The following is a 24,097-nucleotide window of genomic DNA, read 5'->3' as shown; positions in this document are numbered from 1 at the left end:
CTGATCCTGCAATCGATTACCCGGCCCGCTTTATTGGCGGCAAGCCGGGTAATCACCGAAAAGAGGTGTGATGATGGAACATTTCAACTCAGTACAAGAGTTTCATAAATATATGAGCTGGCCGCCACCGGAGCACCCCATGTTCGGACTGGTATCCCTGGCCTCGGCGGATATCCCGCACCGGGGAAGCTCACAGCCGATTACGACCGATTTTTATATCATTTCATTAAAGTATGTTATTTCCGGCAAAATGGCTTATGGCAGGACTAGTATTGACTTTACGCGGGGTTCCTTATTGTTTTATGCGCCGCGGCAAACCATTCAGTGGGAGGATGTGGCCTTAGAAAAAACAGGGTTTGTGATTAATATTCATGAAGACTATCTGAGAGGCCATGCCTTGGCGGAGAAAATCAAAAGCTATGGTTTTTTCTCCTATACCGTGAATGAAGCGCTTCATTTATCGCCGAAAGAAGAAGCGATTGTTACAGCGCTTTATAACAATCTTGCGGCGGAATACAATAGTCATCAGGATGAGCATAGTAAGGAGATTGTGCTTGCCTTACTGGAGACATTGCTCAAATATGCCGAGCGTTTTTACAAACGGCAGTTTATCGGCCGCCAGGAGTTGCAGCGTGGCCTCGGTCAGCGGTTTAAAGAAACCCTTGCCCAATATTTCGCCACAGGGAAATTCAATGACCTCGGAACGCCGAGCATAGACTGGATTGCCAAAGAGCTGGCTGTTTCCCCGCGCTATTTGAGTGATTCCTTAAAGGCCGAATCGGGCAAAACAGCGATCGAGCATATTCATCTGTATTTGATCGATGAGGCTAAAAATCTCCTGTTGGAGCCGGGAACGACTGTTGCTTCGGTAGCCTATCAACTGGGCTTTGAATATCCGCAGTACTTTTCGCGGCTGTTTAAGAAAAAAGTGGGTGTCAGTCCGGCCGAATTCCGGGATCATCACATGCTGCAATAAAGGGAATAAAAGACCTCCGGTTTGGTTATACCAGATCGGAGGTTTACGCAGTTTGTGGATAGTTTTTTTATTTTGCTGGTTTGTCATACCGAAGGACAGCCTGTTGAAAAATACCGATCTTATTGGCAGGAGGTATTAATGGCAGTGAGTACTTATATAGCGCTGTTGCGGGGCATTAACGTGGGAGGAAAGAATACGGTCAGGATGGAAGCTCTGCGGCAAATGTTTGAACGATTGGGGTTTGACTGTGTTCAAACGTATATTCAAAGCGGCAATGTTGTATTCAAATCAACAGAGGACACAAAATCGGTTCAGCAGAGAATTGAGCAGGAGTTTGGACAGGTTTTTGGCTTTGCAGTCACTGTCCTGGTAAGAACACTTGAAGAATTGGCAGAGCTTGTTGCGCATTGTCCATTTTCCGAGGAAGAATTAGAAGAAGCGGTAGCGGCATCGGCGGCAGAAAGCTTATATGTGGCTTTTCTGAGGCAAGCTCCCGGTCCTGATGACATAGAGAAATTGAGTGCTTATCGAAATGAAAGTGAGAAATTCCAGATTCAGGGGCGGGATGTATTTCTGCTATTTTATCAGGGCATTCGAAATTCAAAACTCGCCAATCATCTGGATAAGTTAGGTATACCTATGACTGTGCGTAATTGGAACACCGTTAATAAACTGGCTGCCCTGGCGCGGTGCAAGTGACAAGATACAACCCGGACATGAAATAAAACAAGTAACTGCGCCGGCCTGGTGATGGCGGCTGAGGTCGCTGGGCGCGGAGAAAATCTGCAGACTAATCTGTTAGGAAAGTAGAAACATAAGAAGGGGGAGGGACGCATGCATATAAAAAATCTTTTTTTCCATATCCATTACTGCAATAGCCGGCAAATACATGAAACCAGGCCATTCCGGCGTAAGGTTGTCAGAACGCTGCCGCATCATGAACTGATTTTTATTACAGGCGGCAGCGGCGACATCACCGTGGATCAAAAAAAGTATTCGGTTAAAAAAGGCATGTTGTTCTATATCTGTCCGGAGGTGCTGCATTCGATAGAAACAAGCAGAGAAGAACCTATCTATTTTTTCTCCGTACATTTTAGCTATGCCGAGGTGAGCTTTGAGGAAGGGAAATGGGCTGTCAGGGACGAAAAGAAAATGCTCCCGATTCAGCCTGCACAGGAGTTAAAGGATTATTACCCCATCGAAGACATATTTAAAAAATTAGTTGATACCTGGAATGCGAAGCTGCCCGGATATGAATTTATTACTAAAACTATCTTGCAGCAGCTACTCGTTGCCTTGTATCAAAACAAGCGAAGGCAAAACCCAAATTACGCAAACTCCCTAAAGGTGGAAAGGGTTATTGCCTACATGCATCAGCATATCCAGCAGCGGGTGACGCTGCCTGAACTGTCGGCGGTGATGCATATGTCCCCCTTTTATTTGTCAAGGACGTTTAAAATAATTACGGGATATTCTATTATCGAATATTTCAACCGGATTAAAATTGATAAAGCGAAGGAGCTTATCGTCGAAGGTGATAAAAAGGTAAAGGAAGTAGCACAGGCACTTGGCTTTACCGACGAATTCTATTTTAGCCGGATATTCAAGAAGGTGGAGGGGGTAAGTCCTTCGGAATTTTATCGCAAGAATATCCATGGATTTTAAGATAATGCATGGAATAACAGTAGCCGGACCGGTTATTATAGTATTGCTAATGATTCATGCACGAGATGTACAGAGTGTAATACTTCACCAACCTTGACTGACAAAATTTTGCCTTGTCACCAGCTTCCTATTTTAAAGTTGGCGGAGTACTAGAAGGAAGGTTCATAGCATGCTGGTCTGGAAAAGAAATTTGCTGGTTTGTTGGTTCGGAATGTTTGTGACTGGCGTGGGAATGAGTCAGATCGCGCCAGTGCTGCCACTTTATATAGACCATTTGGGCATCCATGATGCAGGTCTTATTTCGCAGTTCTCGGGAATTGCTTTTGGCATTACCTTTATCATTTCCGCGGTCTTTTCGCCCATTTGGGGCCGGGCGGCCGATAAATTCGGCCGAAAGCCAATGCTTTTGCGCGCGAGTCTTGGTATGGCGATTGTTATATTTTCTATGGGCTTTGTTCAGAATGTATATCAATTGATTGGGTTACGATTGCTGCAGGGCGTGATAACCGGGTATAGTACGGCCTGTACTACCCTGATTGCGACGCAGACGGATAGAGCGCACGCCGGTTGGGCCTTGGGTACTCTTTCCACGGCAAGTGTTGCGGGTTCCTTGCTGGGGCCGGTCATTGGCGGTTATATAAGCGAAAATTTCGGTTTTCAAAATGTATTCTTTATTACCGGGGCGTTGATGCTGGTTGCTTTTATGATTACCGTTTTCTTTGTGAAGGAATCGTTCAGCCGTCAGGATGCGAAAACGCTGACTGTCGGTGAAGTATGGAACACGATCCCCAATAAAAATATCATTGCGGTCATGTTTGTCACTTCCTTTGTGATTACGCTGGCGTTGTATTCTATAGAACCCATCATCACCATATATGTCACTCAGTTATCCGGTAATACCAGCCATGTTGCGCTGACGGCCGGAGTTGTCTTTTCCGTTTCAGGCCTGGCTAATATCATGGCCGCTCCGGGACTTGGCAAACTCTCGGACAAGATTGGCGCTCAGAAGGTTATGCTGCTTGCCCTGGGTGTGGCCGGTCTGGTTTTTATTCCCCAGGGCTTTGTCAAGAATCCCTGGCAGTTGATGGGCTTGCGGTTTTTGCTGGGTCTAGCCTTAGCCGGGTTGAATCCTTCGGTGAATGCGCTGATTAAAAGAATCACCCCCCAGTTTCTTACCGGGCGGGTGTTTGGCCTTAATATATCGGCCCAGTATTTAGGCGTATTTGGCGGCTCGATTTTGGGCGGACAGATTGCCGCTTACTGGGGTATCCGTTATGTGTTTTTTGTTACCAGTACCTTGCTGTTGGCCAACGCGCTATGGGCTTATTTGGCGGTGTATAAAAAACTAACATAAAAGCTCTAAGATCCGAAGAGAAAGGAAGCGAGAAAATGGGAGAGATAAAACCGGCAGCCACCGAACTTTTAAAAGCCGACAAAACAGCCCTTGTGGTAGTAGATCTGCAAGCGGGAATTGTAAACAGGGAGCTTTCGCCTTATTCCGGTGCACAGGTTGTCCGGCAGGCAAGCAAACTGGCTAAGGTATTTGCGGAAAAGGGGGCGTTTGTCGTTCTTGTCAGGGTTTCCTCGCTTGACGGTAAAGACATGTTTCAGCCAAAGCTGGACATGGCAGCAAATCCGGTCCAATTTCCGGAGGGCTGGGACAGGCTTGTACCGGAACTGACGACGGTTAATCCTGTTCATGTAGTTACTAAACGGCAATGGGGTGCGTTCTACGGTACCGACCTCGATCTGCAGCTGCGCCGCCGCGGCATTGATACGATTGTCCTGTGTGGCATATCCAGCGGGATTGGCGTGGATACCACGGCAAGAGAAGCCTATCAACATGCATACCAGCAGATTTTTGTGGAAGATGCGATGACGGCGGTGACGAAAGAAGAGCATGATTATGTTTGTAAGTATATCTTCCCGCGCATAGGGCGCCTTCGGACCACGGAAGAAGTGGCCTCCGCATTAAGCTGAAAGCAAATCCCGGAGGAAGCTGTACACCGTAGGATTGCCAAACGGTAGCGGTAAACTGACTTAAAAAAATGCACAAATAGTAGCTAACACTCCGAAGCGAACAGGCTGCGGAGTGTTGTCTTTCTGGGAATACCGGCTGCTTGGATTAAGGCTAGATTGTTTGGTTAAAGAAAAGTCAAACAGTTGAGTTGATGCAATTTATAATAAAAGTAAAGAAGCATTGAATAAATAAGTCTCGCAAATTTGGTCGACCGATCAAGTTTGCGAGACTTATTGGGTTTAGGGGAAATAAAATTTTAAACTTATAATCTTCGGCTGGCGATGGCTTGCCGGATTTTTTGCATATTGTCGGTAATGCGGTCCGGTTGACGTAGCATAGCTCCAACGTAAAGGACATCAAGAATAGCCAGATGCACGAGGCGGGAAGACATGGCTTCCGTGCGGTAGTTTACTTCGCGGGCCATGCCCTGAAGGACAATATCGGCAATTTGCCCCAGAGGAGAACGGAGATGACTGGTAAGGGCAATGATGGTTGCCTCATTGTCCTTTGCTATTTTTACTGCCTGGATGACGTCGCGATTTGAACCGGTATGGGAAATGGCGATAACCACATCATGGCGGTGGAGGAGGGCGGCGGAGGAAGCCTGCATGTGCTGATCGGCATAGGCCCTAACCGGAATGCCGAAACGAGAGAAGCGGTGTTCGACATCGGCGGCGATTACAGCCGAACCACCGGAACCATACACATCAATCCGCCGGGCGGACAGAACGGCGGAAATGGCGCGATCCAAAGCTTCGGTATGGAGTAGTTTTAAGGTATCCTGCAAACCTTCATTAATATTTTGAAATATTTTACCTATTACTGTTTGCAGTGGGTCATCCACATTTACTTCGTTATACACTGATTCGAAGGGTTGATAGATGTCAGTAGCCAGAGAGATTTTTAAACTTTGGAAGCCGGAGTAGTTGAGTTTTTTACAAAGCCGGGTGATCGTGGCTTCGGCGGTGACACACCGGTCGGCTAGTTCAGTAATCGTAAGATGGACAACTTCTGCCGGATTATTGAGGATATATTCAGCTAGTTTTTTTTCGGTTTTTGTTAGTGTTTGAAACATGCTTTGAATAGTAGATAAACAAGCATTGGGGTTCTGATCGCGGTCCAAAGTGAAAACCCTCCTATAACACAAACTATACTTATCTATTAGTATAAGTGGAAAGGTGTGGAAATACAACCAGAGTGAAAATAATTTTAATAATTATTGATTTAAAGAAAACTATTTTCATGATTAATGATGTATATGCTAGAATTAAGGAGCAACAAGTGAAAATAATTTTATTTTTTAAACAGTTTATGTTTGGCTATTTTAATTGAATATAAGAACGGCAGAGTTCTTTGTCTGCTATGATGTACTTTTGCCACAGTTCACTGGCAAGATGTTGAACTTTTCAAACAAATTGCATTCTACTATGATAGTTCTTGAGGGAGGTGCTGGTGATTACGCTGGATGAACGATGTTCGCAAATTCTTATTTCTTTGATGGATGCCACTGTTCCGGTAAAAATATCCGAATTGGCTGCTTTATTTAAGGTCAGCAACCGGATGATTCGCTACAATTTGAATACAATTGATGAATTCTTAAAGTATAATTCGTTACCCCAATTAGTTAGGAAACCTAATGTAGGTGTGGAATTTCTTGAACCCTGTGAGAACAAAGAAAAAGTCTTGTGTTGTCTAGGTGAAATAAGTTCCTATCAATATAGCCTGTCATCTAAAGAGAGAATTCATTTTATTTTGAGTGATCTCATGCAGCAAAGAGGTTTTGCGGTCATTAATACGTTTGCGGAAAAGCTTTCTGTTTCCCGCAGTGCTATTGTTAAAGATCTTACCGGTGTGAAGGCGTGGCTTGCAGCCCATGATCTGGAATTAAAGTCGGTTCCCAAGTACGGGATCAAAGTTGTCGGCGAGGAGAAAAAGCTGCGCCGGGCCGCGATTGAACTATTGACAGAAACCATTGATATGAATCAGGCCTTAGAGATTGTCAAGTCACCTGTATATCATCGCATAGCTGTGGGGCCGGATGATCCTTTGAAGAAATTGTTTGAGGACATTGATATTGATTATATTGAACAATGCATAAAAAAAGCGGAAAAGGAATTAGATGCCGTGTTTTCAGATGCCGCTTATTCTGGGATTGTCATTCATATTGCTATCGCAATTAAGCGTATCCAACTGGGGCGGGACATTGTCATGCCTAAAGGAGAACTTAATTCTCTAAAACTGTCTAAAGAATTTGCGGTGGCCTCTGAACTGGCCGGACATTTGGAAGAGTATTACAAACTGCAGGTTCCGGTTGATGAGATTGGCTATATTACCATTCATTTACTGGGAGCCAGTAAGTCCAATTTGACGAACCGGTATCGGGAGGATTGGCTACCGTGCCAGCTGATTGCTGAAAGGATTATTCGTCAGGTTGGTGATAGTCTGGGGTTGAATTTGATTGCCGATAATCAGTTGTTCGAAGGATTTTTAGAACATCTTCAACCGACGCTATACCGGATGAAACATGGACTGAACCTGAAGAATCCACTGCTGGATGAACTAAGAAGAAACTATGGAGATTTGTTTCAAATAGTTCGGCAAGCAGCGAAGTTACTTGAGGAATATGGAAAGAAACAGTTGAATGACGGAGAAATCGGCTATTTTGTTATGCATTTTGCTGCTGCGGTTGAACGTTGCCGGACTGGTAGAATGATAAGTCCCCATATACTTCTTGTTTGTGGAACGGGAATTGGAACAGCCAATATGCTGGCTACCAGACTACAGGCTGTATTTGATATCAACATAGTTGATCGTGTTGCTTTCCATCAGGTTGATCAGGTTTTACAGAACAGGCATGTGGATTTGATTGTATCTACCGTACCTATTCAAAATTCGAAGATAAAGTCGTTTATGGTGAATCCTTTATTGACGGAACAAGATATTGAGAAATTAAAGCAAGAGATTAAAGGGATAAAATCAGGTGGTTACCGTTTGCAAAGCATTATGAGCATTATTCAAAGCCATTGCAAGATTTTGGATGAAGATAAGTTGATTAAAGAATTAACAGGCTTTCTGAATATCGCTGAAACTGAAGAAAAGAAAGGGGTTGTCCAACCTTTGCTTAAGGATCTATTGCGTGCAGAAACGATAAAGTTGAATGTAGCTGTAAAGGATTGGGAAGAGGCTGTACGGGCAGGTGGAAAATTGTTGGAGGACGTCGGAGCGAGTAAGCCGGACTATACGGACGCCATGGTCAACGCTGTGAAAAACATCGGACCCTATATGGTCATTGCTCCCGGCATCGCGATGCCCCATGCAAGGCCGGAGGCAGGCGTAAATGAAATTGGGATGAGTTTAATTACATTGAAGAACCCAGTTTGTTTTGGCCATAAGGAAAATGATCCGGTACATATTGTGGTATGTTTATGCGCTATTGACCATACGACCCATCTGGAAGCGCTTTCTGATTTAGTCGGTTTATTAGGAGATGAGAATCATGTCAGGATGATACTGGAATCAACCGATAACGAGGTCCTGGTGAATTTGATTAATTCCTGATTGGAGAACAACAAGGAGTGGCCTAGTGTCGGGGTAGGAGGTGGATACATAAGGCTTACTGCGTTAAAGAATTGGGTATATCGAGAAAGTAAATATTCTAATATGAGGTGAATAATTATGAGCAAGCGCTATGAAATCACCGCTTTATGCGGCATGGGATTGGGTACAAGCAGTTTGGCCCGGATGGCTATTATGGATTTTGTAAGCAAGAATAAAATTTCTGCTAATGTAACGGTTGCTGATATCGGCATGATCAAGGGGTTAAAGAGCGATATCATTTTAACTACGAAAAGCATGGAGAGTCATATACCGCCTCATATTTATGAAACGGCCAAGGTTGTGTTTGTCACAAATCTGATTAAGAAAGATGAGATCAATAATAGTTTGATCGCGATTTTTAAAGAATGGGGTGTTCTAGTATAACCTATATAGCGGAATGAAAAGGGGGAAAACGATATATGAAGGAAATTGTTGAATTTATAATTTTTCAAGTATTGGATCAGGCACCCATTTTCTTAGGCATTATTGCCTTGGTTGGACTGTTGGTCCAGAAAAAAGATCTCAATGAGACCTTTGACGGGGTTATTAAAACGATTGTCGGACTTATCATTCTGGGGCTGGGCGCCGGAGCTATTGTTAATTCTATTGCACCGGTCATGGGGATGCTAAACAGCGTGGTACACGTAAAAGGTGTTATGCCTTTGAACGAAGCCGCTTTCGGTGTGGCTATGCTGAAGATGGCAAATCAAGCCGTACTAACCTTTGTTATTGGCTTTATTATTCACTTGTTATTGGTTTACCTGGTGCCCTGGAAAATCTGCAAGAATGTCTATTTAACTGCTCATATGATGCTGTATCTGGCTATTTTTCTCATTTTATCGCTGCAGGAAGTACTCGGTCTCACCGGTACTTCGCTGATCGTCGTTGCTTCTGTTTTGGCTGCTTTGTACTGGACTTTTACTCCCGCAATACCCCGGCTATTAGGGAAAAGTTTTGTTGGTGATGATTTTACTTTAGGGCATGCCCAGCAGTTTGGTGCCTTGATCGGTGCTTGGGCCGGCAAACTTTTTGGCAAAGCAGAAGAAAACGATGCTGACAGCATCAAATTGCCGGGCGGTTTGTACCTGTTCCAGGATGTAACTCTTGCCTTAGCGGTGATTATGCCGGTTTTGTATATTGTGATTGGCTTTGTTGTCGGTGCAGATAATGTATATACTTTATCTCAATCTCAGCATTGGATTATCTGGCTTATTATGCAGGCCGTGTCATTTACTGCCGGTGTGGCGGTTATGCTGGTTGGGGTACGGATGTTCCTGAACTCTATTATTCCGGCTTTTAAAGGAATCTCGGAACGGATTATACCTAATTCGGTGGCCGCACTGGACTGCCCGGTCTATTATCCGTATAGTTCTTCCGGTGCTATGATGGGTTTTCTGGGTTCTGTGCCGGCCGGAATTCTGGTTACGCTGTTACTGATTGCTTTTCAGTCGCCGATTGTTGTATTTCCCAGTCCGATTATTCTGTTTTTTGACGGTTGTACGGTTGGCGTGTTCGGAAATAAGTTTGGCGGTTGGAAAGGAGCCGTATTAGGAGGTTTTATCAGTAGTTTTATTGCCCACCTTGGGGCGGCGGCCCTCTATCCGATGATGGGGCTCTTATATGGATCGGGCTTGATGTTTAGTAATATCGACTATGCTGTTTTGTGGCTGCCTCTCTTGTATATATTGAAATTAATCAGGCCGCTATTGGGCCTATAAATGCCAAACAACCCATATGAGACGAATGCTTGTCTCATATGGGTTACTATGTAGGGGGAGTGATTTATATGAAATTTGTACAAACGGTATTGGGGAAAATCCCGGCTGATGTATTAGGTAATACAGATGCTCATGAGCATCTGATGCGGATCGGCGGCGGGGAAGTGATTCATGGGGGGAAAGATTTTCTGATGGACAGCTATGAGGCTGCGTTAAACGAAGTAGCTTTGTTCCAACAGGCAGGAGGAAAAACGGTTGTGGAAATGACTCCCTGTGGCAGCGGTCGTGACATTGGTAGTCTGATCGAAATAAGCAAAGCCTCCGGGGTACAGGTAGTCGCTACGACAGGTTTTCATAAGTCGATTTTTTACGACCCAACTCATTTTATTTACCGCTATTCTGTGGAAGAGATTGCCAGATTGCTAATTGAGGATTTAGAAGATGGAATTGATTTGTATGACTATGCAGGGCCTATTGTAAAACGGTCTGAGGCAAGAGCCGGTGTGATTAAGGCTGCTGCCAATTATCAGGTGATAACCGCTGTTGAAAAGAAAGTGCTTCAGGCAGCGGGAAAAGCTTCCGTAGCAACTGGCTATCCCGTTTCTCTTCATACGGAAAGAGGGACAATGGCTTTGGAAATCATTGAAATTCTTCTGACAGAGGGTGTGCGGACGGACAATATTATATTGGGACATATAGACCGTAATCCGGATTTGTTTTATCATGAACAATTGGCGGCTAAAGGCGTGTATTTGATTTATGACGGACCAGGGCGGATCAAATATTATCCCGATGAAGTCATTGCCACCCTGATAAAAAATATGGTAGACAGGGGATGGGGCTCTCAACTGCTGATTGGTGCGGATTTGGGCAGGCGGTCTTATTTTAAATCCTACCAGGGGGGACCCGGAATGGATTATAACCTGCAGATATTTTGGCCAAGGCTCCGGGCAGCAGGCGTCTCGGAAGAGATCATACAAAAAATATACGCCGGAAATGCTGCACAGGCGTTTGCGAATAAACAACAGGAGTTATAGGCAGGCATGGAGTTAACTATATTTATAAAAATATACTATAGGCAAAGTGTAAATGGAGGTTTGCTATGGAACTGGGACTAATCGGGACGGGGAAAATGGGCTACAACTTAGCTCTTAATCTAAAGGAAAAAGGACACTGTGTTGTGGCTTATGATATCAATCGGGCTAATACAAAGGGGTTAGCTGACAGGGGGATAACGGTCGTTAGGGAAATAAACGAAGTGGCAGGCCGTCTAAGCGGTAGAAAAACCATATTGTTAATGGTTCCGGTCGGACCGCCGATTGATGACGCCATTGCCGGAATAACACCCTTGCTTGCTGCCGGCGATGTGATCATTGACGGTGGAAATTCAAATTATAAGGATTCTATCAGGCGCTATGAAAGCTTAAGACGGCAGGGCATTTATTTCTTGGATTGCGGTACAAGCGGCGGTGTGAGCGGGGCCTTACAGGGCGTATGCCTGATGGTTGGTGGTGATGCGGAAGCCGTTCATTACTGTGAGCCGGTTTTTAAAGACATATCTGTGCCCGACGGCTATCTGTATACAGGAAAGGCCGGTAGCGGACATTTTTGCAAGATGATTCATAATGGTATTGAATATGGCATGATGCAGGCTATTGCCGAAGGGTTTGAATTGCTGAATAAGAGCGGTTTTGATTTTAATTTGCAGCAGGTTGCCGGCGTATGGAACCATGGCTCGGTGGTTCGCAGTTGGTTGATGGAACTATTGGAGAATGCGTTAGCAAAGGATGCCAGCCTCAGTACCATTAAAGGTATTATGAAATCTACCGGCGAGGGGAAATGGACAGTGGAAACAGCACTGGATAATTCGATTTGCACTCCGGTGATTGCTCTTTCCTTATTGATGCGTTACCGTTCACTGGAAGACGACACCTTTTCTGGCAAAGTGGTCGCTGCCTTGCGTAATCAGTTTGGGGGACATCAAGTGGTAACACAGGCTTAAAGGAGGGAACAAATATGCTGGCTATTGGATCGGATCATGCCGGGTTCTATCTCAAACAGGATATTCTTGCCCGTTTCCAGAAGGCAGGATTGGCATATCGGGATTTTGGCACGTTAGACGGCTCGGCTACTGATACGGCCGATGTGGCTCTCGCTGTGGCCCAGGCGGTAGTCAGTGGTGAATATGAGCAAGGCATTTTGATCTGCGGCACGGGAATCGGCATGTCTATTGCAGCCAATAAGGTTCCTGGCATCCGGGCTGCGCTGGTGGGAGACTGTTTCTCGGCGAAAATGGCGAGGGAGCATAACAATGCGAATGTATTGTGTCTGGGTGCCAGGGTATTAGGAAGTGGTGCGGCTATCACGATTGTGGATACCTGGCTTGCCAGCCGGTTTGACGGGGCGGAAAAAAGGCTCCGGCGAATTGAAAAGATTAACCGGATTGAGGTGCTATACTCCGGATGAGATAGCAACGCCGGTTAATCCCTGGGAGGGGAGAGCTATCTGTGAGTAAAGAAAAAAAGGCTATCTTGATGCATCGCCAGGATATGGTTGCCGTTATGTTGGAGCCTGTGACAAGCGGTGAGTCTGTCCAGATTTTTTATGACCGATCCCTGGTTGTAGAACTGTTGGCCAAACAGGATATTGACATCTATCATAAAATTGCCGTCACAGCGATTCCGGCTCAGGGAACCGTACTAAAATACGGTGAAGTCATCGGCAGGGCGGAACGGGCTATTGAATCTGGCGAACATGTCCATACAGAAAATCTAAAGGGTGTGACCCTAAGCAATGAAAATTAAAGCATTTAGAAGACTGGATGGTTCTTTGGGTATCCGGAATAAAGTCCTGATTATGTCTACGGTAGGCTGTGCCAATGAAACGGCTGCCCGGATTGCCGCCCAGGTGCCGGGAACGGTCTTAATTCCCAATACCAAGGGCTGTGGGCAGATTGGCGGTAGTGTTCCCATTATGAAGCGGACTATGTCAGGACTGGCGATGAATCCTAATGTGTATGGAGTACTCCTTGTCGGACTGGGTTGCGAAACCGTTCAGCCCCATACGCTTTATGAGGAAATACGCAGTAAAACGACCAAGCCGCTGGCGGTCATCACTATTCAGGAGGAAGGCGGTACAGTTCGTACGATTGAACGGGGGATTGAGCTGGCCGCCAATATGGTAAAAGAGCTGGTGACGGCCCCACGGGTGGTTGCCGGGCTTGACGAAATTCTTCTGGCAACCAATTGTGGCGGTTCGGATGCGACTTCCGGTTTGTCCGCCAATCCGGCTTTAGGTTATTGCAGCGACCGGCTGATCGGGGCAGGCGGCAGTGTAATGCTGGGGGAAACGACGGAATTGATCGGTACGGAACATATTCTGGCCAGACGGGCAAAAGACGAATTTGTTCGGCACAGGATACTGGCTATCGTCAAAGGACTGGAAGCCGAATTTGTCCGAATGGGTGTCGACATCAGGGGAGCTAATCCATCACCAGGCAATATGAAGGGTGGGCTGAGTACCTTAGAGGAAAAAGCCTTGGGGGGAATTTCCAAGGGGGGCAGCACGCCAGTGAATGAGGTAGTTCGCTATGGGGAAGCACCCAGGGAAAAAGGCTTGATTATCATGGATACGCCAGGTTATGACATTGAGTCGGTAACCGGTATGGCGGCTGGCGGGGCGCAGCTTTGCGTGTTTACTACCGGACGGGGTACGCCTATTGGAAATCCAGTTATTCCGGTATTGAAAGTGACGGGGAACCGGGAAACCTATAAAAAGATGGCGGACAATATTGATGTGGATGTTTCAGGAATATTGCAGGGAACGATGACGTTGGAGGAATGTGGCGAAAAGATTTTTGCTAACATGCTGGCTATCTGCAACGGTGAATTAACCAAAGCAGAAGAGTACGGTTTTGGCGAAATCAGCGTGTACCGCAATTTTGAGGTATGGTGCAATCAGCTTTAATTAGCATATTCTTAAACTAAAAGGGTATCGCAAAGCGCTTTCTTTTAAATAGCGTTTTGCGATACCCTTTTGTTTTTCTGGAAATATAATCAAGTAGGTTTGGTACTGAGTTTTTATAGACGATGTTTAGCGATTTCCCGGCGCCAATGGGTAACTGTTTGCATGTACTTTTCCGGATCCTTCATAATAATGCAGGTATATAATACGTCGGCAATCGCCAGATGCACCAGCCGGGACGCCGTTGATTCGGAGCGGTAGGTGACTTCGCAGCCCATACCGCTAAGGACGATATCGGCCAGCTTGGTTATTGGCGAATTGGGATAGCCGGTGATGACGATGATGGGAACACCGGATTTTTTGGCGACTTTTACCGATTCCAGTAAATCAATATTAGAGCCTGTATGGGAAATGGCAATCAAAACATCTTCCGGTGTAAGCAGGGAAGCCGATATGGCTTGCATATGCGTATCGGCAAGAAAATGAGCCGACTTAGTCAGGCGGATGAGGTGATTTTCGATGTCATGGCCTACGATACTGGACATACCTAACGCATAAATATCCACTTTTCGGGCGGCATTAATTTTTTCGGCAGCAGCCTCCAGAGCCGAGAAATCGAGAATTTTTAACGTATCCTGCAGTCCTGTTGAAATATTGCCAAATAGTTTTTTGGTAATATACTCAACTGAATCATCTACTTTAATATCCTGAAAAACCGATTCTAAAGGGGTAAATATTTCGCCGGATAGCGATAGCTTCAGATCCTGAAGTCCACTAAAACCGGCCTTCCGACAAAAGCGTGATACAGTAACTTCCGATGTTTTCGTTTTTTCAGCTATTTCCGATATCGTTTGCTTCATAACCTGTTGAGGATGATTCGATATGTAAGAAGCCAGCTTTTGTTCGGATTTTGTAAAGTTTTTATAATAAGGGATTAAAAAAGATAATAACTCGGGTGAAGCTATATTCATGGTAAAACCTCCTGGTCATAGTAAAATGCGAGAAAATTTGTTCATTTGATAGAAGTATATCATTTTTTTATAAAAAAATGCAATAATCGCATCAAATAGTATTGTGATTTTTTTGAATTTAAAGTACAATTATAAACAAATGAAGTAATTTTATCAAAAATATCCTCATAAAATGAAATATACATATCTTTATTGTGGTTTAAAATGATAATACTCAATCATATTATATTGATTTTTAACTTAACAGGGCAACAAAGAGTTTCTGATTTGAATCAGGAACTTTTTGAAAATATTCTTATTTGAATGCAGGGGGGAATTGTATTGTACAAGGTATTGGTCACCGCCCGTTCGGTTGCACGCTGCCAGGAATGCATTGATCTATTGCGGCAAAATGGCTGTGAGGTAATTGACGGTGCCGGTGACGTTCCGCGTAATGAGCAGGAAATGCTAAAGCTTATCCCAGGAATGGATGCGGTTATTGCCGGTGTGGATGAAATAAATGCACCGGTGATTGTTGCGGGCAAACCGACATTAAAGGTAATCAGCCGTAATGGAGTGGGCTATAACACGGTTGATGTACAGGCGGCACGTGAAAATGATGTGACGGTAACATTAAGTGTAGGAACGAATAATATTTCGGTCTGTGAGTTGGTATTTGGCCTGCTGCTGGCCGTAAGCCGGAATATTGTCCGGCAAAGTGAAGCGGTTCGTGCCGGTGGCTGGCAAAGAGTTCAGGGCATGGAGCTTTACGGTAAGACCCTAGGGGTTGTCGGGACCGGCCATATTGGCGCTGAGGTGATAAAACGGGCCCATGCTTTTGGCATGAAAACACTGGCTTTTGATTTATATCCGCGAACAGAGTTAACGGGCTTATACGGGACGCAGTATGTAAGTCTGGATAAACTGTATCGGGAAGCCGATCTGATCACGTTGCATGTTCCCGCGACCAAGGATACGGTGGGCATGATTAATCAGCAGGTATTGGACAGTATGAAGAATTCAGCCATTTTAATTAATACGGCCCGTGGGGATTTAGTTGAGGAAGCGGCGTTGGCGGCTGCTTTGAAAGCTGGAAAAATAGCAGGTTATGGTGCCGACACAACACAGGAGGAGCCTCCAGGAAAGGATCATCCATTTATTCAATTGCCGAACGTGGTGATTACACCTCATTGTGGTGGCTATACCCGGGAAGCAGTCGTACGCTCTAGCGTGACTGCCGGGGAAGAGGTACTACGGGTACTCAAGGGAGAAACCCCGTTGTTTCCGGTGAAATAGGAAAAATAAATGGTGGGAGGCTTTCAGAATGACAGGTATGCTAAAAAAATACCAGACCGTGCAACGAATCATTGATGTTGGTGTGGTTGCGGTTGTACGCGCTGAAAATGAAGAGCAGGCCCAGCAAATTGCGGCCGCTTGCATCGCAGGAGGGGTCACCGCCATTGAGATGACTTTCACGGTGCCGGGGGCTTGTAAAGTCATGGAAAGTTTGGCGAAGACCTATTCGCCGGATCAGTTAATATTAGGGGCAGGCACCGTATTGGATCCGGAAACAGCTCGAATCGCTATTTTGAGCGGCGCCAGTTATGTGGTGACACCGATGCTGAGTTTACCAACGATTGTCCTGTGCAACCGGTATCATATCCCGGTCATGCCCGGCGCCGCAACAGCTAGAGATGCTCTGGAAGCCTTGGAGGCGGGAGCTGACGTGATCAAAGTATTTCCCGGTGAGTTATACGGACCTAAGGTTATTAAAGCTTTTAAAGGTCCCTTGCCCCAGGCTAATTTTATGCCGACCGGCGGGGTAACGCCGGAGAATACCGCCGAGTGGATCAAAGCAGGGGCGGTGGCCATCGGCGCCGGCGGAGCGCTTAGCGGTCCGGCGGCCAAAGGGGATTATGCCGCGGTAACGGACAATGCCCGAAAGTTTATTGAAGCGGTGAAAGAAGCCCGCAGTTGATAAAGCATTTGGAGGGAGAGGTTGGATATACATATGGAGACTAAAATTGCGATTGTGAATTCCAGCAGTTTCGGGAATATCTTTTCGGAGCATATCGAACGGTTGGAAGCCCTGGGCGAAGTAAAACGTTTTACTTTGCCGAAAGACGTGGGAGGGAAGGAGCTTGCCGAGCATTTGCAGGGGTATGGAATCATTATTGCCAGTGTAACGGCCTGGTACAATGAGGAATTCTTTGAGTATAAGGACAAGACGCTTCTGATATCTCGCCATGGTATTGGCTATAACAATATTGACGTGGCAGCGGCTACCCAAAAGGGAACTCTTGTCACCAAGGTTTCCAGCCTAATCGAACGGGAGGCTGTGGCGGAGAATGCGGTGGCTCTCTTAATGACGGTTATGCGTAAGGTGCGGGAGGCTTCATTCAAAGCCAAAGCAGGCAAGTGGGCGGAGCGGGCAAAATTTGTTGGCAATGAAATAAAAGGGAAAACGGTTGGTGTCATCGGTTTTGGCAATATTGGCAGCAGAGTGGGCGAAATCTTAAAAAATGGTTTTAATGCCGAGTTGATTGCCTATGATCCAGGCCTTCCGACAGAACAAATAAAAGAAAAAGGCGCTACTCCGGTTTCGCTGGAAGAACTGCTTGGTACAGCGGATATTATTTCTCTGAATGCTTGTATAACCCAAGATAATTATCACCTGCTTTCGGCCAGAGAGTTTGCTCTTTTGAAAAAGCATGTCTTTATCGTTAATACGGCCCGCGGTGAGCTCATGGATGAAACGGCGCTTAGAGCTGCTTTGGACAATGGAACGGTAGCGGGAATTGGCCTCGATGTGATCGAAGGGGAACCGATTACCGAGACACATCCTTTGCTGGCCTATGAAAATGTAGTCATTACGCCTCATACCTCCGCTTATACCTATGAATGCCTGTATGGTATGGGTGACAAGGTAGTCACCGATGTGGAGCGGGTACTTGCCGGGAAAGTTCCCGAAGATGTTATTAATACAGAATTATTAGCTCGGCGCTAATGCGGACTAACCATAAGCGGGAGGAGGGATACCTGATTCATCACTGCGGTTGTTGTTCCTTTTAAAATTTATAAAAAAGAGGTGTGGGAAAATGGGGGAAATTAGCGCAACCCAGGCGGCTCTGATCGCGCTGTGGGTGACGGTGGTTCAGGCTCGTGCTCTTGGTTATTCAACGTTGATGCTCAGATTTAGCCCGATGATGACGGGACTGGTTGTTGGTCTTGTCTTAGGGAATGTTCCGCTGGCGATGACCATTACGGCAGCGATTCAATTGATTTACATGGGGATGATCGCACCAGGGGGAGCCATGCCCAGTGAACCGGCCGTAGCGACTGCGGTTGCCGTACCGGTTGCTATGCTTGCCGGATTGGCGCCTACCGAAGCGATCGCCGTAGCCGTGCCGGTCGGTCTTTTGGGTAGCTATATTTATTCCTTTCGGTTTTTTATTAACTCCTTTATTGTCCGTTTGATGGATAAATATGCTGCTGAAGCGAATGATAAAGGCCTGACTTTTGCTATTATCATTCTTCCCATATTGGTTAGCATGGTTCTGTTCTTTCCGCTCTTGTTTATCGGCCTTTACGCCGGAGCACCGGTCATTGCCTCGTTCCTGGCCCAGCTTTCCGGCGGCATCGTATTCCATGTGTTGGGCGCTGTTGGCGGTGGCCTGGCGGCGCTGGGGATTGCCCTGATCATGAAAGTCATCGGTAAGACCCAGTTTATCGTGTTCTTTTTACTGGCCTATTTTATGGCTGTAAGCCTGAAGAGCCTGGGCATCAATACGGTGACTTATGCCATTATCGGCGGGATCATCGCGTATCTATACACCATTTGTGCGAATGAAAATGTAGAACGTTAAAAGGGGTGAATAATAATGAGTGAAGAACTTACTAATCAGGAAACAAATCCAATTGCTCCTCCCGAGAAAATTACCAATAAGGATTTAGCGAAAAGCTGGTTTCGCTGGTGGTATGCTAATGAGATTCCTCATAGCTTTGACCGGATGATTGCCCCTTCCTTGCTGTGGGCACTTATGCCGATAATAAGAAAATTATATAAAGATGATCGGCATGTTAAAGAGGCCTATGAACGGCATTCCCAGTTTTTTAACACTCAGGCCGTATGGGGCGGGGGGACGATACTGGGGATCACCATATCGCTGGAAGAAGCCAGAGCGCAGGGCTTGGCGGATGGCAGTATTGATCCTGACAGTGAAGAAAGCGGCATTATTAATGCCACTAAAGTGGGCTTAATGGGACCATTGGCAGGGATCGGTGATGCCATCGACTCCGGTACGGTGCAATATATTCTATTGGCGATCTTTCTGCCCTGGGCACAAGCCGGCAGCGGCCTGGGCGCATTAATCCCCTGGCTTGCTTTCGTGGCTTTGACGTATACATATGGGTTCTATTTTGTTAAGCTGGGCCATCGGCTGGGGCGGGCCGCAGTAAGTGAAATTGTGGGCGGTAAAAATATCAAGAGAATTATCAATGGACTATCTGTCTTAGGGATATTTATGATGGGGATTTTGGCCGCTTCTTATGTAAAAGTGGAAAGCAGTTTGAAATGGAGTATTTCCGGCAAGGAATTTGTGCTTCAGAAAATTTTTGATCAGATTTTGCCGGGACTGCTGCCGCTGATTACGGTTATGGGTGTATATTGGTATTTCACGCGAAAAGGATTGAAAATTACGCACGCTCTGGTTGGCATGTCGGTTATTTTAGGAGTTCTTGCCGGAGTCGGTATATTGTAAGGGTAACCAATGATAGTAACAGCCGGTTGTTGCCAACCAGTGCTGCCTATGTCAATGATGAGGTGAAACTATGAAACAAACAGTGGTGCTGGTGATTACCCATGGCAAATTTGGCATTGAATTGCTAAAAAGTGTGGAAATGATTATTGGTCAACAAGAGAATGCGTTTGCTTTGGGGCTATGCTTGGGAAATGATGTCGATGAACTTCGCAAGGAAGCGGAGCAAATTGTAAAGTCGGCTAAGGAAGCTGGCAAAGAAGTTGTCATTTTTGTTGATTTATTGGGTGGCAGTCCCTCCAATGTTGGTTTATATATGGCAAAAATGTATGATGTAAAGGTAATTACCGGAGTGAACATATTAATGCTTATCGAATTGTTCACTTCCCGCGATACCAAGGAACCGGCGGAACTTCTTGACGCCGTGACTAATTCCGGAATTGATGGCATAAAACAATTTCCTTAATAAAAAAATTGGAAAGGGTTGATAGCATGGGAGCAATTTGTTTAACCAGAGTGGATGATCGCTTGATTCATGGGCAGGTTATGACAAAGTGGTCAAAAGGTGGTTTCAATAGTAACGCAATTTTTGTTATAGATGACGAAATAGCCAAAGACCCTTTTATGAAGGATATTTATGCTATGTCCACAGCCAATTCGGGGATGACGATTAAAGTGTTTTCCATAGATGGTGCCGTAGAATATTGGGAAAAAGACAACTTTGGCAATGACCGGGCGATTTTGCTGTTTAAAACGATTGGCGCCGTCAAACAAGCGATTGAAAAAGGCATGCCGCTTGATAATTTAAATGTAGGCGGGGTTGCTAAGAAAAAAGATGCCAAGTTTGTCATTGATAGTGTGGCCTTGCTGCCCGCTGATGTGGAGATACTGAAAGAGCTGAATGCCAAGGGAGTCAAAATATTCTTCCAAACTGTGCCGGATACCAAATTGGTTAGTCTGGAAAACGGATTGAAATCCATATCTTAGCAGACAGCTTAAGGCATTGACATGGGAGGAACCTATGCAGGAGATAAAATTAATAGCCCTCGATCTTGATGGCACTTTGCTGGACAGTAATAAACAGATACCGGAAAGTACGGTACAGTATATAAAGCAAATTAGCAAACTGGGCATCAGGGTAGTGGTAGCATCGTCCCGCATGCCGGTCGGAGCTTTACCGGCTTATGAACTGTTGGGAATTACGACACCACTGATAGCTCTGGGGGGAAGTTATGTTTTTATCCCAGGCAATGGTAAGGTCCTTTATAATCACCCCATGTCTTTGCCGGACTACCACTATGCGGTGCGGCTGCTTGAGGAGTATCAGACGTATTTTAAAGTTTACGGCCGGGAGTATTTTTACATCCGGAATATGGATGAAAGAACAAGACTGTTTTCGCAGGCCCATCACTCTCCCGGCAGGTCGATGGAGGGGAAAAGTCTGGTATTTATACCGGAGTCGGCTTACAACTTATTTGCCTTGGACATTGCCGACGAGTTGCTGTCATTTTATCATGCTGCCATCCGGGAGCATTGTCCCCAGCTACAAGTGTTTGCTGAGGGGAAAAGCGGGTTAGGCTTGGTTGACCGGCAGGCAGGTAAAGAAAATGCTTTGCTGGCCATTAAAGAATATTATGGTCTTGCCTGGAAAAACATTATGGCGATTGGTAATGAGTGCAATGATGTTGGGATGATCAAAATTGCTGGTATCGGTTTGGCTATGGCTAATGGCTGTGAAGAAGTAAAAGAAGTTGCCAACGTGGTAATTGGTGATCATGACCATTTGGGAGTGGAGAAAGCTCTGAAACAATATCTCGAATAAATAGACCTTGGCGGGGGAACTGACTATGTAAATGGATAGACTGGGGAGAACGACGGTTTGACTACTATAAGCTGGAACAGGGATGGAATCCAGCAGCCGTTAGGAGGAACTATATGAAACTGGGTTTAATTGGGATAGGCAAGATGGGTTACAACCTGGCGGAAAATGTCTTGGATAAAGGACACGAACTTACTGTTTATGATATTAATCCCGACAATATGAAAGGGCTGGATGCAAAGGGAGCAACCATTGCCGGATCAATAGAAAATCTAGTCAGTTGCCTGACCTCGCCGAGAATTATCTATTTGATGCTTCCCGTTGGTGAACCGGTGGAACAAACGATTGAGCAGGTGCTGCCTCAACTCAGTGCGGGAGATATCTTGATTGATGGTGGTAATTCGCACTATAAAGACACCTTGCACCGATATACGCGGCTAAAAAAATACGGTATTCATTATCTCGATTGCGGAACCAGCGGTGGGGTAAGCGGTGCAAAACAAGGAGTCTGTTTGATGGTTGGTGGTGACAAAGAAATTTATGATTATTGCGCACCGCTGTTTCTCAGTATATCAGTTGCACAGGGGTGTGTTTATACCGGCGCCAGTGGCAGCGGGCATTACTGCAAAATGATCCATAACGGCATTGAGTATGGTATGATGCAGGCGATTGCCGAAGGATTTGAACTGCTCCAGAAGAGCGGCTTTGACTATAATCTTAAAGATGTTGCCGGCGTGTGGAACCATGGGTCGGTGATTCGGAGCTGGTTGATGGAATTACTGGAGAATGCCCTGCAGACAGATTGTGATTTAAGTGGTATCAAGGGGATCATGTACTCAACGGGCGAGGGCAAGTGGTCGGTGGAAGAGGCGCTTGAACATGCGGTTTGTACTCCGGTTATTGCCCTAGCTCTCCTGATGCGCTATCGTTCCTTAGAGACAGATACCTTCTCCGGTAAAGTGGTGGCTGCCTTACGCAATCAATTTGGCGGGCATGCCGTGGCCTCGTGCAGGTAAAAGTGTATGTTCTCTGGTGGATAGTTGAAGGGAAACTTTGCTAAGGCGTGTCCATTGGGGCGTTATAAAAGCGTTCTAGGAACACGCCCTTTTTCTTAAGAAAAATACGATACATTTTTGTTTCAGCGCAAATGGAAAAAAGGAGGAAGCAATATGAATAAGAGTCAGATTGGCGTAATCGGTCTTGCGGTCATGGGAAAAAATCTGGCATTCAATATGGCCAATCACGGCTATGCCGTAGCGGTTTACAACCGTTCGGAGGAGAAAACAAAGCAATTGCTGGCTGAGGCAGCCGGACGGCAACTGACGGGGGCCTATTCGCTGCAGGAATTGGTTGCGTCGTTGGAACGGCCGCGCAAAATACTGATTATGGTCAAAGCCGGCAGTCCGGTGGATACCACTATTGAGCAGCTTTTGCCCTATCTGGAGCAGGGAGATATTTTGATTGACGGCGGCAATTCCTTTTATCAGGACACCATTCGCCGTCATCAGCAGCTTGCCGCTCAAGGAATTCACTTTATTGGTACCGGCGTGTCCGGCGGAGAGGAAGGCGCGCTAAAAGGACCGGCGATTATGCCGGGCGGCGACCCGCAAGCCTATGCCTTGGTGCAGCCTATTTTTGAGGCTATTGCGGCCAAGGTAGGGGAGGATGCCTGCTGCACCTATATTGGCAGCGACGGGGCGGGGCATTTTGTCAAAATGGTGCATAACGGCATTGAATATGCCGATATGCAGCTCATTTGCGAGGCCTACATTTTGCTGAAAGAGCTATTGGGCCTCAAGCCTGAGGAAATTAAGGGGATTTTTGCCGGCTGGAACCAGGGCGAACTAAACAGTTACCTGATTGAAATTACGGCCGATATTTTAGGGAAAATCGATCCGGCCACAGGGAAGCCTATGGTGGAAGTTATTCTGGATAAGGCCGGACAAAAAGGTACCGGCAAATGGACCAGTCAGGTGGCGCTGGACCTGGGCGTGCCCATCCCGTCGATTACCACTGCTGTATTTGAACGCTATCTGTCGGCCATGAAGGATGAACGGGTGGCAGCCGCCAAGCGTTTGACCGGACCGGAAGCACATTCTGTTCGTAAGCCGGCGGCTTTCGCCGAAGCCATTCGCCGGGCCCTGTATGTCAGCAAAATCGGCGCCTATGCCCAGGGATTCAGTCTGATGGCCGGTGCCTCCCGGCAGTACGGCTGGAATTTGGATCTGGGCAGTATTGCGATGATTTTCCGCGGCGGCTGCATTATCCGGGCGCAGTTTTTAAATAAAATCAAGAAAGCCTACGATAAGGATCAGGGCTTGCCCAGCCTGTTTCTGGATGAGTATTTCCGCACCAGTATAGAAAATTACCAGAAGGACTGGCGGGAAGTAGTGGTTGCCGCCATTCAGGCAGGAATTCCGGTGCCGGCCTTTACCAGCTCCCTGTCCTATTTCGACAGTTACCGGGCGGCCGAGCTTCCGGCCAATCTGTTGCAGGCCCAACGGGACTATTTTGGGGCCCACACCTTTGAACGGAACGACAAGGAAGGCACTTTCCATCATAACTGGGAAGCATAAAACAAACGGCAAGCGCAGTTCCCTGCAGCAGGTCTTTCGGTCAGACATAAGAAACG

25 protein-coding genes are annotated in these 24,097 nt (G+C 46.1%); 23 read left to right on the top strand and 2 right to left on the bottom strand.

Annotated elements, in window-relative coordinates; genetic code table 11:
• Positions 1–73 precede the first annotated feature (73 nt).
• The 5 genes from BMW43_RS08660 (at position 74) to BMW43_RS08640 (ending at position 4,621) form a co-directional block, all read left to right on the top strand.
• Positions 74–976, top strand: a complete 903-nt coding sequence (locus BMW43_RS08660) for a helix-turn-helix domain-containing protein (RefSeq protein ID WP_091745822.1) — start codon at positions 74–76, stop codon at positions 974–976.
• A gap of 138 nt (positions 977–1,114) precedes the next feature.
• Positions 1,115–1,675 carry a DUF1697 domain-containing protein gene (locus BMW43_RS08655; RefSeq protein WP_218140635.1) on the top strand — a complete coding sequence of 187 codons (561 nt, stop codon included), beginning with the start codon at positions 1,115–1,117 and terminating at the stop codon, positions 1,673–1,675.
• A 135-nt stretch (positions 1,676–1,810) separates the two neighbouring features.
• On the top strand, positions 1,811–2,641 hold the full coding sequence (locus tag BMW43_RS08650; protein WP_091745819.1) for an AraC family transcriptional regulator: 831 nt from the start codon (positions 1,811–1,813) through the stop codon (positions 2,639–2,641).
• 169 nt (positions 2,642–2,810) lie between these two features.
• Complete coding sequence (locus tag BMW43_RS08645) at positions 2,811–3,995, top strand: multidrug efflux MFS transporter (RefSeq protein ID WP_091745816.1); 1,185 nt, start codon at positions 2,811–2,813, stop codon at positions 3,993–3,995.
• Between the two features lie 35 nt (positions 3,996–4,030).
• Positions 4,031–4,621 carry an isochorismatase family protein gene (locus BMW43_RS08640; protein WP_091745813.1) on the top strand — a complete coding sequence of 197 codons (591 nt, stop codon included), beginning with the start codon at positions 4,031–4,033 and terminating at the stop codon, positions 4,619–4,621.
• Positions 4,622–4,923: 302 nt separating this feature from the next.
• Here the strand turns inward: BMW43_RS08640 and BMW43_RS08635 are convergent, their stop codons facing one another.
• Positions 4,924–5,784 carry a MurR/RpiR family transcriptional regulator gene (locus BMW43_RS08635; RefSeq protein WP_091745811.1) on the bottom strand — a complete coding sequence of 287 codons (861 nt, stop codon included), beginning with the start codon at positions 5,782–5,784 and terminating at the stop codon, positions 4,924–4,926.
• A gap of 329 nt (positions 5,785–6,113) precedes the next feature.
• Between BMW43_RS08635 and BMW43_RS08630 the strand changes: the two genes are divergently transcribed.
• From BMW43_RS08630 to BMW43_RS08595, 8 genes are all read left to right on the top strand, one after another.
• Complete coding sequence (locus tag BMW43_RS08630; RefSeq protein WP_218140634.1) at positions 6,114–8,219, top strand: BglG family transcription antiterminator; 2,106 nt, start codon at positions 6,114–6,116, stop codon at positions 8,217–8,219.
• A gap of 117 nt (positions 8,220–8,336) precedes the next feature.
• Complete coding sequence (locus BMW43_RS08625) at positions 8,337–8,642, top strand: PTS sugar transporter subunit IIB (RefSeq protein ID WP_091745805.1); 306 nt, start codon at positions 8,337–8,339, stop codon at positions 8,640–8,642.
• Between the two features lie 35 nt (positions 8,643–8,677).
• On the top strand, positions 8,678–9,976 hold the full coding sequence (locus tag BMW43_RS08620; RefSeq protein WP_091745802.1) for a PTS ascorbate transporter subunit IIC: 1,299 nt from the start codon (positions 8,678–8,680) through the stop codon (positions 9,974–9,976).
• 68 nt (positions 9,977–10,044) lie between these two features.
• Positions 10,045–11,013 (top strand): phosphotriesterase family protein, encoded by a 969-nt coding sequence (locus BMW43_RS08615; protein WP_177173517.1) that lies wholly within the window; start codon positions 10,045–10,047, stop codon positions 11,011–11,013.
• Positions 11,014–11,078: 65 nt separating this feature from the next.
• On the top strand, positions 11,079–11,978 hold the full coding sequence (gene gnd, locus BMW43_RS08610) for a phosphogluconate dehydrogenase (NAD(+)-dependent, decarboxylating) (protein ID WP_091745796.1): 900 nt from the start codon (positions 11,079–11,081) through the stop codon (positions 11,976–11,978).
• A 14-nt stretch (positions 11,979–11,992) separates the two neighbouring features.
• Positions 11,993–12,442 carry a ribose 5-phosphate isomerase B gene (rpiB, locus tag BMW43_RS08605; RefSeq protein ID WP_091745793.1) on the top strand — a complete coding sequence of 150 codons (450 nt, stop codon included), beginning with the start codon at positions 11,993–11,995 and terminating at the stop codon, positions 12,440–12,442.
• 41 nt (positions 12,443–12,483) lie between these two features.
• A complete protein-coding gene (locus BMW43_RS08600; RefSeq protein WP_091745790.1) occupies positions 12,484–12,780 on the top strand; it encodes a UxaA family hydrolase in 297 nt (98 codons plus the stop codon).
• Positions 12,770–13,942 carry a UxaA family hydrolase gene (locus BMW43_RS08595; RefSeq protein ID WP_091745787.1) on the top strand — a complete coding sequence of 391 codons (1,173 nt, stop codon included), beginning with the start codon at positions 12,770–12,772 and terminating at the stop codon, positions 13,940–13,942. Before BMW43_RS08600 ends, BMW43_RS08595 begins: the two co-directional genes overlap by 11 nt.
• A 113-nt stretch (positions 13,943–14,055) precedes the next feature.
• On the opposite strand, the gene BMW43_RS08590 is transcribed toward BMW43_RS08595, so the two are convergent.
• On the bottom strand, positions 14,056–14,910 hold the full coding sequence (locus tag BMW43_RS08590; protein WP_091745785.1) for a MurR/RpiR family transcriptional regulator: 855 nt from the start codon (positions 14,908–14,910) through the stop codon (positions 14,056–14,058).
• Between the two features lie 321 nt (positions 14,911–15,231).
• Between BMW43_RS08590 and BMW43_RS08585 the strand changes: the two genes are divergently transcribed.
• From BMW43_RS08585 to gnd (BMW43_RS08540), 10 genes are all read left to right on the top strand, one after another.
• Positions 15,232–16,185 carry a phosphoglycerate dehydrogenase gene (locus BMW43_RS08585; protein WP_091745782.1) on the top strand — a complete coding sequence of 318 codons (954 nt, stop codon included), beginning with the start codon at positions 15,232–15,234 and terminating at the stop codon, positions 16,183–16,185.
• A 37-nt stretch (positions 16,186–16,222) separates the two neighbouring features.
• A complete protein-coding gene (locus tag BMW43_RS08580; RefSeq protein ID WP_091746008.1) occupies positions 16,223–16,867 on the top strand; it encodes a bifunctional 2-keto-4-hydroxyglutarate aldolase/2-keto-3-deoxy-6-phosphogluconate aldolase in 645 nt (214 codons plus the stop codon).
• 33 nt (positions 16,868–16,900) lie between these two features.
• Entirely contained in the window at positions 16,901–17,896 is a 996-nt protein-coding gene (locus tag BMW43_RS08575) for a D-isomer specific 2-hydroxyacid dehydrogenase family protein (RefSeq protein ID WP_091746005.1), read from the top strand.
• Between the two features lie 91 nt (positions 17,897–17,987).
• Positions 17,988–18,755: a PTS mannose/fructose/sorbose/N-acetylgalactosamine transporter subunit IIC gene (locus BMW43_RS08570; RefSeq protein WP_091745779.1), complete on the top strand. Its 768-nt coding sequence runs from the start codon at positions 17,988–17,990 to the stop codon at positions 18,753–18,755.
• A 15-nt stretch (positions 18,756–18,770) separates the two neighbouring features.
• Positions 18,771–19,649 carry a PTS system mannose/fructose/sorbose family transporter subunit IID gene (locus tag BMW43_RS08565; protein WP_091745776.1) on the top strand — a complete coding sequence of 293 codons (879 nt, stop codon included), beginning with the start codon at positions 18,771–18,773 and terminating at the stop codon, positions 19,647–19,649.
• 70 nt (positions 19,650–19,719) lie between these two features.
• Positions 19,720–20,112, top strand: coding sequence for a PTS sugar transporter subunit IIA (locus BMW43_RS08560; protein WP_091745773.1), 393 nt, complete (start codon positions 19,720–19,722; stop codon positions 20,110–20,112).
• A gap of 26 nt (positions 20,113–20,138) precedes the next feature.
• Positions 20,139–20,633: a PTS sugar transporter subunit IIB gene (locus BMW43_RS08555; protein ID WP_091745771.1), complete on the top strand. Its 495-nt coding sequence runs from the start codon at positions 20,139–20,141 to the stop codon at positions 20,631–20,633.
• Positions 20,634–20,667: 34 nt separating this feature from the next.
• Positions 20,668–21,468, top strand: a complete 801-nt coding sequence (locus BMW43_RS08550) for a Cof-type HAD-IIB family hydrolase (protein WP_091745768.1) — start codon at positions 20,668–20,670, stop codon at positions 21,466–21,468.
• A gap of 113 nt (positions 21,469–21,581) precedes the next feature.
• On the top strand, positions 21,582–22,481 hold the full coding sequence (gene gnd / locus BMW43_RS08545) for a phosphogluconate dehydrogenase (NAD(+)-dependent, decarboxylating) (protein ID WP_091745765.1): 900 nt from the start codon (positions 21,582–21,584) through the stop codon (positions 22,479–22,481).
• 153 nt (positions 22,482–22,634) lie between these two features.
• Positions 22,635–24,041 carry an NADP-dependent phosphogluconate dehydrogenase gene (gnd, locus tag BMW43_RS08540; protein WP_091745762.1) on the top strand — a complete coding sequence of 469 codons (1,407 nt, stop codon included), beginning with the start codon at positions 22,635–22,637 and terminating at the stop codon, positions 24,039–24,041.
• Positions 24,042–24,097: the final 56 nt, after the last annotated feature.

The organism is Propionispora vibrioides (assembly GCF_900110485.1).
GTDB lineage: Bacteria > Bacillota > Negativicutes > Propionisporales > Propionisporaceae > Propionispora > Propionispora vibrioides.
This window is presented reverse-complemented; position numbering and strand designations above follow the sequence as displayed.